This window comes from Streptomyces sp. RKAG293 (assembly GCF_023701745.1).
Classification (GTDB): Bacteria; Actinomycetota; Actinomycetes; order Streptomycetales; family Streptomycetaceae; genus Actinacidiphila.
In genome coordinates, this window is record NZ_JAJOZB010000001.1 from 8,162,468 (window position 1) to 8,176,636 (window position 14,169).

Genomic DNA, 14,169 nt, shown 5'->3' on the forward strand with positions numbered 1-14,169 from the left:
GTCGCCGACCAACTGGAGGAACCGTGTCCCGCCGACTGTTCACCTCGGAGTCCGTGACCGAGGGCCACCCCGACAAGATCGCCGACCGGATCAGCGACTCCATCCTGGACGCGCTGCTGCGACAGGACCCGACATCCCGGGTCGCTGTCGAAACCCTGATCACGACCGGCCAGGTGCACATCGCCGGCGAGGTCACCACGTCCGCGTACGCCGACATCCCGGCGATCGTGCGGCAGACGGTGCTGGACATCGGGTACGACTCGTCCGCGAAGGGGTTCGACGGCGCGTCGTGCGGGGTGTCGGTCTCGATCGGTGCGCAGTCGCCGGACATCGCGCAGGGCGTCGACGCGGCGTACGAGTCGCGGGTGGAGGGCGGCGAGGACGACCTCGACCGTCAGGGCGCCGGTGACCAGGGCCTGATGTTCGGGTACGCGTGCGACGACACGCCCGAGCTGATGCCGCTGCCGATCGCGCTGGCCCACCGCCTCGCCCACCGTCTGACGCAGGTCCGCAAGGACGGCTCCCTCGCCTATCTGCGCCCGGACGGCAAGACCCAGGTCACCGTCGAGTACGAGGGCGACCAGGCGGTGCGGCTGGACACCCTGGTGGTCTCCTCCCAGCACGCCTCCGACATCGACCTGGACTCCCTGCTCGCCCCGGACATCCGCGAGTTCGTCGTGGAGCCCGAGCTGGCGGCCCTCGCCGACGCCGGCATCGAACTCTCCACGGAGGGCTACCGGTTGCTCGTCAACCCGACCGGGCGGTTCGAGGTGGGCGGTCCGATGGGTGACGCGGGGCTGACCGGCCGGAAGATCATCGTCGATACGTACGGCGGGATGGCCCGGCACGGTGGCGGCGCGTTCTCCGGCAAGGACCCGTCCAAGGTGGACCGTTCGGCCGCCTACGCGATGCGCTGGGTCGCCAAGAACGTCGTCGCCGCCGGGCTCGCCCGGCGCTGCGAGGTCCAGGTCGCGTACGCCATCGGCAAGGCCGCCCCGGTCGGGCTGTTCGTCGAGACCTTCGGCACCGAGTCCGTCCCGGTCGAACAGATCCAGGACGCCGTCCGGAGCGTCTTCGACCTCCGCCCGGCCGCCATCATCCGCGACCTCGACCTGCTGCGGCCCATCTACGCGCAGACCGCCGCCTACGGCCACTTCGGCCGCGAGCTGCCGGACCTCACCTGGGAGCGCACCGACCGGGTCGAAAAGCTGCTCGCCACCGTGCGGGGCTGACCGAAGGAGAGAGCGCTGTGCAGATCGCCGTCACCGGTTCGATCGCGACCGACCATCTCATGAACTTCCCGGGCCGCTTCAGCGAGCAGCTGCTCGCCGACCGGCTCGACAAGGTCTCCCTGTCCTTCCTCGCCGACGACCTGGTGGTCCGGCGCGGCGGGGTGGCGGCCAACATCGCCATCGGGCTGGGGCGGCTCGGCATCCGGCCGCTGCTCGTCGGGGCGGCCGGTACCGACTTCGCCGAGTACGGGCAGTGGCTGGAGAAGAACGGCGTCGACACGTCCCCGGTGCGGGTCAGCGAAACCCGGCACACCGCGCGCTTCGTCTGCACCACCGACGCCGACCAGAACCAGATCGCCACGTTCTACCCGGGTGCCATGTCCGAGGCCCGGGAGATCGAACTCGGCCCCATCGTGGCCCGCACCGGCAGCATCGACCTGGTCGTCGTCGGGGCCAACGACCCCGACGCGATGCTCCGGCACACCCAGGAGTGCCGCTGCCTGGGGATCCCGTTCGCCGCGGACCCCTCGCAGCAGCTCGCCACCCTGGACGGACCGTCGGTGCGGCAACTCGTCACCGGCGCCCAGTACCTGTTCACCAACGAGTACGAGGCCTCGCTCCTCCAGGAGCACAGTGGCTGGACGGCCGCCCAGGTGCTCGACCGGGTCGGCACCTGGGTGACCACCCTCGGCGCTGACGGCGTCCGCATCGAGCGCACCGGAGACCCCGTCATCCGGGTCCCCGCCGTGCTCACCGACACGCCGGCCGACCCCACCGGGGTCGGCGACGGGTTCCGCGCCGGATTCCTGGCCGGCGCCGCCTGGAAGTGGACCGCCGAACGGTCCGCCCAACTCGGCTGCACCCTCGCCACCGTCGTCCTCGAGTCCGTCGGCCCCCAGGAGTACGTGCTCTCGGCCGCCGACCTGCTCGGCCGGATCGACAGCGCCCACGGCGGAGTCGTCGCCGCCGAGATCGAACCGAATCTGGCGGCCGTGTCATGAGCGGGACCTCCCGGGCCGACGCCCTCCGGGCGGCGTTCGCGACGCGGGTGGTGGTCGCGGACGGTGCGATGGGCACGATGCTGCAGGCGCAGGATCCGTCGCTGGACGACTTCGAGAACCTGGAAGGGTGCAACGAGGTTCTGAACGTGACGCGGCCGGACATCGTCCGGTCGGTGCACGAGGAGTACTTCGCGGCGGGTGTGGACTGCGTCGAGACCAACACCTTCGGGGCGAACCTGGCGGCGCTGGGGGAGTACGACATCCCTGAGCGGATCCACGAACTGTCCCTGACGGGAGCCCGGTTGGCCCGTGAGGTGGCGGACGGTTTCGCCACGCCGGACCGGCCGCGCTGGGTGCTCGGCTCCGTCGGACCCGGCACCAAACTGCCCACGCTCGGCCACGCGCCGTACGTGGCGCTGCGGGACGGCTACCAGGCGAACGTCGCCGGCCTCATCGAGGGCGGCGCCGACGCGATCCTGGTGGAGACCACCCAGGATCTCCTCCAGACCAAGGCCGCCATCCTCGGCGCGCACCGCGCGATGCGGGAACTGGGCAGCAACCTCCCCATCATCACGCACGTGACCGTCGAGACGACGGGCACGATGCTGCTGGGTTCCGAGATCGGCGCGGCGCTGACGGCGCTGGAGCCGCTCGGCATCGACATGATCGGTCTGAACTGCGCGACTGGTCCTGCCGAGATGGGCGAGCATCTGCGTTATCTGGCGCAGCACGCCCGTATCGCCGTCTCGTGCATGCCGAATGCCGGCCTGCCGGTGCTGGGCAAGGACGGCGCGCACTACCCGCTGTCGCCGGAGGAGCTCGCGGACGCGCATGAGACGTTCGTGCGCGAGTACGGGCTGTCGCTGGTGGGCGGCTGCTGCGGCACCACCCCTGAGCACCTGCGGCAGGTCGTGGAGCGGGTGCGGGGCCTGGAGCTGTCGCCGCGCGATCCGCGCCCGGAGCCGGGTGCGGCGTCGCTCTACCAGACGGTGCCGTTCCAGCAGGACGCGTCGTATCTCGCGATCGGTGAGCGGACGAACGCCAACGGGTCGAAGAAGTTCCGCGAGGCCATGCTGGAAGGCCGCTGGGACGACTGTGTCGAGATGGCCCGCGACCAGATCCGCGAGGGTGCCCACCTGCTGGACCTGTGCGTCGACTACGTCGGCCGCGACGGCGCCCTCGACATGAGTGAGATCGCGGGCCGTTTCGCGACGGCCTCCACCCTCCCCATCGTGCTGGACTCCACCGAGGTCCCGGTGCTGCGGGCGGGATTGGAGAAGCTGGGTGGCCGGGCGGTCATCAACTCCGTCAACTACGAGGACGGTGACGGTCCCGAGTCCCGGTTCGCGCAAGTCACGGCGCTGGCCTCGGAGCACGGTGCCGCGCTGATCGCGCTGACCATCGACGAGGAGGGCCAGGCCCGGACCCCGGAGCACAAGGTCGCCATCGCCGAGCGGCTGATCGAGGACCTGACGGGGAACTGGGGCATTCAGGGGTCCGACATCCTGGTGGACTGCCTGACGTTCACGATTGCGACCGGTCAGGAGGAGTCCCGGAAGGACGGCCTCGCCACGATCGAGGCGATCAGGGAGTTGAAGCGCCGGCACCCGCTGGTGCAGACGACCCTGGGTCTGTCGAACATCTCCTTCGGCCTCAACCCCGCCGCCCGCGTGGTGCTGAACTCCGTGTTCCTGAACGAGTGCGTGGCGGCGGGGCTGGACTCCGCGATCGTGCACGCCGCGAAGATCGTGCCGATCGCCCGCATTCCCGAGGAGCAGCGGGAGATCGCCCTGGATCTGGTCTACGACCGGCGTCGTGAGGGCTACGACCCGTTGCAGGCCTTCCTGGCGGCCTTCGAGGGCGTCGACATGAAGTCGGTGAAGGCCGGCCGCGCCGAGGAGTTGGCGGCGCTGCCGCTGGACGAGCGGTTGCAGCGGCGGATCATCGACGGTGAGAAGAACGGCTTGGACCGGGACCTGGACGAGGCGCTCACGACCCGCCCCGCGCTGGCGATCGTCAATGACACGCTGCTGGAGGGCATGAAGGTCGTCGGTGAGCTGTTCGGCTCCGGGCAGATGCAGTTGCCGTTCGTGCTGCAGTCCGCGGAGGTCATGAAGACCGCGGTGGCGTATCTGGAACCGCATATGGAGAAGTCCGACGCGGAGGGCAAGGGCACCATCGTGCTCGCCACGGTTCGCGGCGACGTCCATGACATCGGCAAGAACCTCGTCGACATCATCCTGTCGAACAACGGCTACAACGTGGTGAACCTCGGGATCAAGCAGCCGGTGGCGGCGATCCTGGACGCGGCCACCGAGCACAAGGCCGACGTGATCGGCATGTCGGGTCTCCTCGTGAAGTCCACCGTGATCATGAAGGAGAACCTGCAGGAGCTCAACCAGCGCAAGATGGCCGCCGACTATCCGGTGATTCTGGGTGGAGCGGCGCTGACCCGCGCCTATGTCGAGCAGGACCTGCACGAGATCTACGAGGGCGAGGTCCGCTACGCCCGGGACGCCTTCGAGGGCCTGCGGCTGATGGACGCGCTGATCGCCGTCAAGCGCGGCGTCCCCGGCGCCGTCCTGCCCGAGCTCAAGCAGCGCCGGGTCGCCGCCCGTCCGGCCGTCGTCGTCGACGAGCCGGACGAGGAACGCGGCTCGGTCCGGTCGAACGTGGTCACCGACAACCCGGTCCCCACCCCGCCGTTCTGGGGCAGCCGCATCATCAAGGGGACACCGCTCAAGGACTATGCGGCCTGGGTCGACGAGGCCGCGCTCTTCAAGGGGCAGTGGGGTCTGAAGTCGGCCCGCGGCAGCGGCCCTTCGTACGAGGAGCTGGTGGAGACCGAGGGCCGGCCGCGGCTGCGGATGTGGCTGGACCGGCTGCACACCGAGAACATGCTGGAAGCGGCCATCGTCTACGGCTACTTCCCCTGCGTCTCCAAGGGCGACGACCTGATCATCCTGGGCGAGGACGGCGGCGAACGCACCCGCTTCACTTTCCCCCGGCAGCGCCGCGGGCGCCGGCTGTGCCTGGCGGACTTCTTCCGCCCGGAGGACTCCGGCGAGACCGACGTCATCGAGATGCAGGTCGTCACCGTCGGCAACCGGGTCTCGGTCGCGGCGAACGAGATCTTCGCCGCGAACGCCTACCGCGACTACATGGAACTGCACGGGCTGTCGGTGCAGCTGACCGAGGCGCTGGCGGAGTACTGGCACGGCCGGGTCCGCTCCGAGCTGGGGATCGCGGGCGCCGACCCGGACAACCTGGACGCGATGTTCCGCACCGAGTACCAGGGCTGCCGCTACTCCCTCGGCTACCCCGCCTGCCCGAACCTGGAGGACCGCGCCAAGATCATGGACCTGCTCAAGCCGGAACGCATCGGGGTCAACCTCTCCGAGGAGTTCCAGCTGCACCCGGAGCAGTCCACCGACGCGATCGTCATCCACCACCCGGAAGCCAGCTACTTCAACGCTCATGGAGGTCCCTCATGAGCACCCTGCGGGAGATCCTGGCCTCGGGAACCCGGTCCTTCTCCTTCGAGTTCTTCCCGCCGAAGACGGACGCGGGCGAGCGCTCGCTGTGGGAGACCATCCGGCGGATCGAGGCCGTCGCCCCCACCTTCGTCTCGGTCACCTACGGTGCCGGCGGCTCGTCCCGCACCCGCACCATCGCGGTCACCCAGCGGATCGCCGCGCAGACGAATCTGCGCCCGGTGGCCCATCTGACCGCGGTCGGGCACTCGGTCGGTGAACTGCGGCGCATCATCGGGCAGTACGCCGACGCGGGCGTCCGGGACGTCCTGGTGCTGCGCGGCGACCCGCCGGGCGACCCGCGCGGCGCCTGGGTGCCGCACCCGGACGGGCTGAACTACGCCCGGGAACTGGTCGCGCTGGTCAAGGGATCGGGGAACTTCAGCATCGGCGTCGCGGCCTTCCCCGAACTGCACCCCCGCTCACCCAACTGGGAGTCCGAGGTCCGGTACTTCGTCGCCAAGGCGCGGGCCGGGGCGGACTACGCCATCACCCAGATGTTCTTCCGGGCCGAGGACTACTTCAGGCTCCGGGACCGGGTGGCGGCCGCGGGATGCGATCTGCCGATCATCCCGGAGATCATGCCCGCCACCGATGTCCGGCAGATCCGGCGCTTCGCCGAACTGAGCAACGCGACGTTCCCCGACGACCTGGCCGCGCAGCTGGCCGCGGTCGAGCACGACCCGGACGTCGCCCACCGGATCGGGGTGGACCACGCGACGCGGCTGGCCCAGCGCCTGCTGGACGCCGGTGCCCCGGGACTTCACTACATCACTCTGAATCGGTCCACGGCCGCCTTGGAGATCCACCGGAACATTAGGAGCGCAGATGCCGTCCCTCACCGCCGCTGACTTCAAGGTCGCGGACCTCTCCCTCGCCGTGTTCGGCCGCAAGGAGATCACGCTGGCCGAGCACGAGATGCCCGGCCTGATGTCGATCCGTGCCGAGTACGCTGCCGCGCAGCCGCTGGCCGGCGCACGGATCACGGGCTCGCTGCACATGACGATCCAGACCGCCGTCCTCATCGAGACGCTGGTGGCGCTCGGCGCGGACGTCCGCTGGGCGTCGTGCAACATCTTCTCCACCCAGGACCACGCGGCCGCCGCCATCGCGGTCGGTCCGAACGGCACCCCCGAGAACCCGCAGGGCACTCCCGTCTTCGCCTGGAAGGGCGAGACGCTGGAGGAGTACTGGTGGTGCACGGAGCAGGCGCTGACCTGGCCGAACACCCCCACCGGCGGCCCGAACATGATCCTGGACGACGGCGGCGACGCCACGCTCCTGGTGCACAAGGGCGTCGAGTTCGAGAAGGCCGGCGCTGTTCCGGAGCCGGTCGCCGCGGACAGCGAGGAGTACGGCTACATCCTGAGGCTCCTCAAGCGCACCCTCGGCGAGGACGCCCAGAAGTGGACCCAGGTCGCCTCGGAGATCCGCGGTGTCACCGAGGAGACCACCACCGGCGTCCACCGGCTCTACGAGATGCACCAGGCCGGGGCGCTGCTGTTCCCCGCCATCAACGTCAACGACGCGGTGACGAAGTCGAAGTTCGACAACAAGTACGGCTGCCGGCACTCGCTCATCGACGGCATCAACCGCGCCACCGACGTCCTCATCGGTGGCAAGGTCGCCGTCGTTCTGGGTTACGGCGACGTCGGCAAGGGCTGTGCGGAGTCGCTGCGCGGCCAGGGCGCCCGGGTCGTCATCACCGAGATCGACCCGATCTGCGCCCTGCAGGCGGCGATGGACGGCTATCAGGTCGCCACGCTGGAGGACGTGGTCGCCCAGGGCGACATCTTCATCACCACCACCGGGAACAAGGACATCATCCTGTCCCAGGACATGGCGAAGATGAAGCACCAGGCGATCGTCGGCAACATCGGCCACTTCGACAACGAGATCGACATCGCGGGCCTGGCGAACATCCCGGGCATCGTCAAGGACGAGGTCAAGCCGCAGGTCCACACCTGGACGTTCCCCGACGGCAAGGTCCTCATCATGCTGTCCGAGGGCCGGCTGCTGAACCTCGGCAACGCGACCGGTCACCCCTCGTTCGTCATGTCGAACAGCTTCGCGGACCAGACCCTGGCCCAGATCGAGCTGTTCACCAAGCAGAGCGAGTACCCCACCGGCGTCTACGTGCTTCCCAAGCACCTGGACGAGAAGGTCGCCCGCCTCCACCTCGACGCCCTCGGCGTCAGACTCACCACGCTGCGCCCGGAGCAGGCCGCCTACATCGGCGTCCCGGTCGAGGGTCCGTACAAGGCGGACCACTACCGCTACTGAACCATCGGCACAGTCCGGCGAACCGACAAGGAAACCATGAGCATCTTCGAGCTGGAACGACAGATCACCGGTGCTCCACCGGTCACCATGCCGCCCTCGTCACCGAACCCGGACCCGGCCCCCGTCGTCCGTCCCGCCGTGCCCGCGGACATGCTCGGCCGGATCGCCGAACTGGAGAGCCGCAAGGCGCAGGCCGAGGCGGGACCGAGTGAGCAGGCCACCCGCAACCAGCACGACCGCGGGAAGCTCACCGCCCGCGAGCGGCTGGAACTGCTCTTCGACGAGGGCTCGTTCAACGAGGTGGAGCCGTTCCGCCGGCACCGGGCGACGGGCTTCGGCCTGGAGGCGCGCAAGCCCTACACCGACGGAGTGGTGACGGGCTGGGGAAAGGTGCACGGCCGCACCGTCTTCGCGTACGCGCACGACTTCCGGATCTTCGGCGGGGCGCTCGGCGAGGCCCACGCCGAGAAGATCCACAAGCTGATGGATCTCGCCGAGTCGTCGGGCGCCCCGCTGGTCAGTCTCAACGACGGCGCGGGCGCCCGGATCCAGGAGGGCGTCACCGCGCTGGCCGGCTACGGCGGGATCTTCTCCCGCAACACCCGGGCCTCCGGGGTGATCCCGCAGATCAGCGTGATGCTCGGCCCGTGCGCGGGCGGTGCGGCGTACTCGCCGGCGCTCACCGACTTCGTCTTCATGGTGCGCGGGACCTCGCAGATGTTCATCACCGGTCCCGACGTGGTGCACGCGGTCACCGGTGAGCAGGTCACCCAGGAGGTGCTCGGCGGCGCCGACACCCACGCGGCGACCTCGGGCGTCGCGGCGTTCGCCTACGACAACGAGGACGAGTGCCTGGAGGAGGTCAGGTTCCTGCTCTCACTGCTGCCCTCGAACAACCGCGAGCTGCCGCCGGTCTGGCCCTGCGACGACCCGGTCGACCGGCCCAACGACGCGCTGGTGGACCTCGTCCCGGCGGACCCGACCCAGGCGTACGACATGCGGGCCGTCATCGAGGAGATCGTCGACGAGGGCGACCTGTTCGAGGTCCACGAGCGGTGGGCGACCAACGTGGTGTGCGCGCTGGCCCGGATCGGCGGCAACGTCGTCGGCATCGTCGCCAACCAGCCGGCCTCGATGGCCGGCGTGCTGGACATCCACGCCTCGGAAAAGGCGGCCAGGTTCGTACAGACCTGCGACGCGTTCAACATCCCGCTGGTCACCCTGGTCGACGTGCCGGGCTTCCTGCCCGGCAAGGACCAGGAGCACAACGGCATCATCCGGCACGGCGCGAAGCTGCTGTACGCGTACTGCAACGCGACCGTGCCGCGCATCCAGGTGATCGTGCGCAAGGCGTACGGCGGCGCGTACATCGTCATGGACTCGCGGTCCATCGGCGCCGATCTCTCCTACGCCTGGCCGATCAACGAGATCGCGGTGATGGGGGCGGAGGGCGCCGCGAACGTGGTGTTCCGCCGGCAGATCGCGGCGTCGCCGGACCCCGAGGGCACCCGGCGCGAACTGGTCGAGGAGTACCGGGAGGAACTGATGCACCCCTACTACGCGGCGGAGCGCGGACTGGTCGACGATGTCATCGACCCGCGCTGGACCCGGCGCACCCTGGCCCGCTCGCTGGAGATGCTGCGCTCGAAGCAGCAGGTCCTGCCGGCCCGCAAGCACGGGAACCCGCCGGTATGAGCGGGGGATGGGCGGTCGAGCGCGGTGACGTCGGCCAGGAGGAACTGGCGGCCCTGGCCGTGGTCCTGGCGAGCCTGTCGACCCGGGCCCAGGTGCCCGAGCCCGCGGCGGGGCCGTTCCGTGCCGAGTGGCGGCAGGGCTACGGCTACCAGAGCGCGGGCTCCTGGCGGGCGGCCGGGAGATGACGCCGGGGGCGGCCGGGACGGCGTCGAGGGCGGCACGCGAAGTGACGACGGCCGGCGCGTCCTGGCAGCTCTGAGAGAGCGGATCCGAGACCTGACGACCCGCACGCGAAACGCGCCCCGCCGGTGACACGGGCCCGGCGGGGCGTGCGCGTGCGGTGGGCGCGGGGGCTGCACGGCCGTTGTCACGCGACTCGGCGGCCGCGTCCTGGACGTCCTGGTCGCACAGGTCGCCGCAGAGGTGGTCGGCGAGGGGGTCACGGACGCCGAGGCGAGGGCGGCGGACGCGGCGACAGCGCGAAGCGCGCAGGTGGGTCACGGCAGCGGCTGGGGCGGCGTGGGTCCGGTGTAGTGGCCGCTGGGGCGCAGCCGCAGGGGGCGCTCCTGGTACTCCTCCAGCGCGTGCGCGATCCAGCCGGCGGTGCGGGCCACGGCGAACACCGTCTCGCCCGCCTCGGCGGGCATGCCGGCGGAGACCGACAGCACGGCGAGCGCGAGGTCGACGTTGGCGTGCAGCGGGGTGTAACGGGCGGTCGTCTCCACCACCTCGCGAGCGGCCGCGAGTGCGGGTGCCGCCCGCGGCAGCTCCTCGAGGAGTCCGAACAGCATCCGCGCGCGCGGGTCCTCGCCCGGGTACAGCCGGTGGCCGAGCCCCGGGATCCGCCGTCCCTCGCGCAGTTGGTCGGCGACGACCGCCGCCGCGCTGCCGCGGTCCAGCACGTCCGTCAGCAGCCGGTGCGCGAGGCCGCTGGCGGCGCCGTGCAGCGGTCCGTCCACGGCGCCGAGGCCGGCGGAGACCACTGCGTACGGGTTGGCGCGTGCGGAGGCCGCGACCCGGGCGGCGAGGGTGGAGGCGGCCAGGTCGTGGTCGATGAGCAGGGTGAGGGCGGCGTCCAGGACGCGCACCGACGCCTGGTCGGCGGGGTGCCGGGTGAGCCGGGGCCAGAGCCGCTCGGCCAGCGCGGTCTCCGGCTCGTCCGCCGCGTCCGTCTCCCGTACGGGCAGGGCGCCGACCAGCGTGGCGATGAGGGCGGGGGCGGCGGCGAGCACGGTGGGCGCCGACAGGTCGAACCGCAGCGGATCGGTGACGGCCGTCGCGATCGTCGCCGCCCTGAGCCGGTCCACCAGCCCGCTGTGGGCCGGCAGCGCCTCGACGGCCCGGCGCGCGGCGGCGAGGCTCTCGGGTGGCGCCGTGAAACGGATCCCCGGCGTCAGTTCACCCGTCCACAGCCACGCGGCGGTCTCCTCGTAGCCGTAACGGGCGGCGAGGGCGCAGGCGTCGACGCCCCGGAAGTAGTAGCGGTCGGTGTCGATGAGGGTGATGCCGGTCCTGGCGGTCAGGGTTCCGTCCGAGACCCCGTCACCGCCGGAGGCAGCGGTCCGGTCCGCCGCCGTACCGTCGCCGCCCGGCCGTCCGCGTCCTGACCGGCGGGCGAGCGCGTCCACCTCGTCGGGGTCGAAGGTGCTGCCGCGCCCGCCGGGCGCGCGGCGGCTCGTGAGCAGCCCGCGGCTGACGTACGCGTAGACCGTCTCGGACTTCACCCCGAGCCGGTCGGCGGTCTCCCGGGTACTCAGCCGCTGTCCGTTCCCGCTCGTTCCGTCCGCCGCGTCGTCCGTCATGGGCCACACCGTATCCAGTCGTATCCATATTGATTTAATCAACGTTGACAAGCATTGAATCAATCATAGACAGTCGAATCAACATCCAGGGAGGAAAACCATGCCCACCACCGAGCGGAACGCTCCGATCGAGGTACCCCGCGGACTGAAGGGAGTGGTCGTCACCGACACCGCACTCGGCGACGTCCGGGGCCTTGAGGGCTTCTACCACTACCGCGAGTACTCGGCCGTGGAGCTGGCGGAGACCCGCACCTTCGAGGACGTCTGGCATCTGATGTTCCACGGCACGCTGCCCGACGCGGCGGGGCGCGCCGCCTTCACCGCGCGGACCGCCGCGCTGCGCCGGCTGCCCGACGACGTCCGCGACGCGCTGCCCGCCATAGCCCGCTCGTGCGCGCTCGCCGGACCCCTCGCCGGACTGCGCACCGCCCTGTCGCTGGCCGGCGCCTCGGCCGGCTTCCGGCCGCTGTACGACATCGACGCCGACCGCCGCCGCGCGGACGCGCTCGCGGCGAGCGCCATCGTGCCGACGCTGCTGACCGCGCTGCACCGGCTCGGCCAGGGGCTGGCCCCCGTCGAACCGCGCGCGGACCTGCCGTACGCGGCCAACTACCTCTACATGCTGACCGGGCGGGAGCCCGAGCTCGCCCGCGCCCGGGCGATCGAGCGGTATCTGATCTCCACCATCGACCACGGGTTCAACGCGTCCACCTTCACCGCCCGGGTCATCACCTCCACCGGCGCGGACCTGGCCGCCTGTCTGGTCGGCGCGATCGGCGCGCTCTCCGGGCCGCTGCACGGCGGCGCGCCGAGCCGCGCGCTGGACACCCTCGACGCCATCGGCACACCCGAGCGCATCGACCCGTGGATCCGCGAACGCGTCCTGGCGGGCGACCGGATCATGGGCTTCGGGCACCCGGTCTACCGCACGGAGGACCCGCGCTCGCGGATGCTGAAGGAGATCGCCCGGGGCTTCGGCGGGCCGCTGGTGGACTTCGCCGTCCAGGTCGAGGAGCGGGTCGAGGCGATCCTCGCCGAGCTGAAGCCCGGCCGGGAACTGCACACCAACGTCGAGTTCTACGCGGGGGTGGTCATGGAGCTGTGCGGGCTGCCCCGCGAGATGTTCACCCCGACCTTCGCCTCTGCCCGGGTCGTCGGCTGGTGCGCCAACGTCCTGGAGCAGGCCGAGGACAGCAAGATCATCCGTCCGGCGGCGCGCTACACCGGCCCCCCGCCGCCGCGGCCGGTCCCGGCGGTCTGACCGGCGCTCCGCGATCCGGCCGGGCGCCGGCGGGAGGCCGCGCGGCCCGTTCGGCCCGTGGGGTTCGTCCGGCCCGTGCGGCGGGTCAGCCGGCGGGCCGGCGGTCCACCGGCGTCACCGGATTGCGGATGGTCACCGAGGTGCGGCGCGGACCCGACCACGGAGCCGGAACGGCGTCGATGTCCCGCGCCAGCCGGTAGGCCAGCGCCTCGTAGTTCACCCGCCACCCCTTGAAGTGCGGCCAGGCCTCTTCCGGGGTCCGCTCCATCGGATAGCCCTGGTCCGCCATGCGCCGCACGCCGCGCAGGTACTCCGCGTACTCCAGGATCAACGGGTCCTCCGGCAGCGGATCGTGGTCGTACGCGACACCGCGCATGTCGGCGATGTCGCGCAGGCAGACGAAGCCGCCGCGCAGCGCCATCCGCACCTCGGCCTGCGGCCGGGAGGGGTTGAGCGCCAGCCGCAGGGCGGCCGCGTCCATCACCGACAGCAGGCTGATCAGCCAGTTCCGGGTGGCCCGGGGAGAGCGGAACATGATGAGCACCGGGTAGGTCGTATGGCTCTCGCTCACCTCGGCCGCCCACCGCTCCCAGTTGCGGAACAGCTCGGTGAGGCTGTCCAGCAGCTCCACCTGGGCGTACCGCGCCAGGATCTCCGGCCCCCACGGCGGGTTCCCGGCGCGGGCCTGCAGCATCGTCACCTCGGTCTCGCGGCGCGCGTACGCCCCGTAGAGCGTCGGCAGATAGCCGATCTGCAGGCCGATGACGATCGGGCCGGTGGCCGCCGCGCAGAAGTCGATGGCCGTCAGCGTCGGGCGGCTGCTGCTGGCGAAGCCGAGCGTGAACAGCGAGGAGCCGGCCTCGAACAGCGACGCCTGGGGGCCGAGCCCGCTGACCGCGGCCTCCAGCAGGGCGTAGCCGCCCATGAAACACGCCAGCCAGCTCATCAGCGTGATCACGATCGCCAGCGGGGCGGCGGGCGCGAGCACCCGGTCCTTGCTCTCGATGCTGTCGCACCGGTCCGCCACCAGTTGGAAGGGCGCGTGCACCAGTCGTTGGACGATCTGGGTGAATCCCGAACGGCTCGCCCGCGGTATCACCAGCGTCCGCAGCACGGAGGAGTAGATGCCGAGCACGATGGCGGTGCCCACAACGCCCAGCAGTGCGCGCAACGCGGTGTCCTTCCAGGTCGGAGCGGGCCGGAAGATCGACTCGCTTCGCGGGAAAGCGTAAGCGCGGCGGTACCGGAACCGGCCGGGGCACGCGCGGCACAGATCACATACCGACTGGTCGGTCACCCATTCCCCTGGCGCCGCGCACGCTCTACCGTGAAACCTGCGGGACACGGCCCATCACGGACCGG

The 14,169-nt window shown here is 71.0% G+C and carries 10 protein-coding genes; 8 read left to right on the top strand and 2 right to left on the bottom strand.

The window, feature by feature from the left end; genetic code table 11:
• Nucleotides 1-23: 23 nt before the first annotated feature.
• From metK to LNW72_RS36040, 7 genes are all read left to right on the top strand, one after another.
• Entirely contained in the window at nt 24-1,232 is a 1,209-nt protein-coding gene (metK, locus tag LNW72_RS36010; protein WP_250979237.1) for a methionine adenosyltransferase, read from the top strand.
• 17 nt (nt 1,233-1,249) lie between these two features.
• Entirely contained in the window at nt 1,250-2,233 is a 984-nt protein-coding gene (locus LNW72_RS36015) for a carbohydrate kinase family protein (protein WP_250979238.1), read from the top strand.
• A complete protein-coding gene (gene metH / locus LNW72_RS36020; RefSeq protein ID WP_250979239.1) occupies nt 2,230-5,727 on the top strand; it encodes a methionine synthase in 3,498 nt (1,165 codons plus the stop codon). The genes LNW72_RS36015 and metH overlap by 4 nt, the downstream gene beginning before the upstream one ends.
• Nucleotides 5,724-6,617 carry a methylenetetrahydrofolate reductase [NAD(P)H] gene (metF, locus tag LNW72_RS36025; RefSeq protein WP_250979240.1) on the top strand — a complete coding sequence of 298 codons (894 nt, stop codon included), beginning with the start codon at nt 5,724-5,726 and terminating at the stop codon, nt 6,615-6,617. Before metH ends, metF begins: the two co-directional genes overlap by 4 nt.
• The gene (gene ahcY, locus LNW72_RS36030; RefSeq protein ID WP_250979241.1) at nt 6,595-8,049 is read left to right on the top strand and encodes an adenosylhomocysteinase; all 1,455 of its coding nucleotides are present in this window, start codon (nt 6,595-6,597) and stop codon (nt 8,047-8,049) included. The genes metF and ahcY overlap by 23 nt, the downstream gene beginning before the upstream one ends.
• Before the next feature lie 150 nt (nt 8,050-8,199).
• Nucleotides 8,200-9,744: an acyl-CoA carboxylase subunit beta gene (locus LNW72_RS36035; protein WP_250980438.1), complete on the top strand. Its 1,545-nt coding sequence runs from the start codon at nt 8,200-8,202 to the stop codon at nt 9,742-9,744.
• On the top strand, nt 9,741-9,929 hold the full coding sequence (locus tag LNW72_RS36040) for an acyl-CoA carboxylase epsilon subunit (protein WP_250979242.1): 189 nt from the start codon (nt 9,741-9,743) through the stop codon (nt 9,927-9,929). The genes LNW72_RS36035 and LNW72_RS36040 overlap by 4 nt, the downstream gene beginning before the upstream one ends.
• A gap of 312 nt (nt 9,930-10,241) precedes the next feature.
• Here the strand turns inward: LNW72_RS36040 and LNW72_RS36045 are convergent, their stop codons facing one another.
• Complete coding sequence (locus LNW72_RS36045) at nt 10,242-11,546, bottom strand: citrate synthase (protein WP_250979243.1); 1,305 nt, start codon at nt 11,544-11,546, stop codon at nt 10,242-10,244.
• A gap of 100 nt (nt 11,547-11,646) precedes the next feature.
• Between LNW72_RS36045 and LNW72_RS36050 the strand changes: the two genes are divergently transcribed.
• Complete coding sequence (locus tag LNW72_RS36050) at nt 11,647-12,807, top strand: citrate synthase/methylcitrate synthase (protein ID WP_250979244.1); 1,161 nt, start codon at nt 11,647-11,649, stop codon at nt 12,805-12,807.
• 85 nt (nt 12,808-12,892) lie between these two features.
• Here the strand turns inward: LNW72_RS36050 and LNW72_RS36055 are convergent, their stop codons facing one another.
• Nucleotides 12,893-13,978: a hypothetical protein gene (locus tag LNW72_RS36055; protein WP_250979245.1), complete on the bottom strand. Its 1,086-nt coding sequence runs from the start codon at nt 13,976-13,978 to the stop codon at nt 12,893-12,895.
• Nucleotides 13,979-14,169 lie beyond the last annotated feature (191 nt).

Excerpts from the sequence above, each read along its gene's own strand:
- metH (WP_250979239.1), top strand. The coding sequence starts at position 2,230 with ATGAGCGGGACCTCCCGGGCCGACGCCCTCCGGGCGGCGTTCGCGACG.
- metF (WP_250979240.1), top strand. The coding sequence starts at position 5,724 with ATGAGCACCCTGCGGGAGATCCTGGCCTCGGGAACCCGGTCCTTCTCC.
- ahcY (WP_250979241.1), top strand. The coding sequence starts at position 6,595 with ATGCCGTCCCTCACCGCCGCTGACTTCAAGGTCGCGGACCTCTCCCTC.
- LNW72_RS36035 (WP_250980438.1), top strand. The coding sequence starts at position 8,200 with ATGCTCGGCCGGATCGCCGAACTGGAGAGCCGCAAGGCGCAGGCCGAG.
- LNW72_RS36040 (WP_250979242.1), top strand. The coding sequence starts at position 9,741 with ATGAGCGGGGGATGGGCGGTCGAGCGCGGTGACGTCGGCCAGGAGGAA.
- LNW72_RS36045 (WP_250979243.1), bottom strand. The coding sequence starts at position 11,546 with ATGACGGACGACGCGGCGGACGGAACGAGCGGGAACGGACAGCGGCTG.
- LNW72_RS36050 (WP_250979244.1), top strand. The coding sequence starts at position 11,647 with ATGCCCACCACCGAGCGGAACGCTCCGATCGAGGTACCCCGCGGACTG.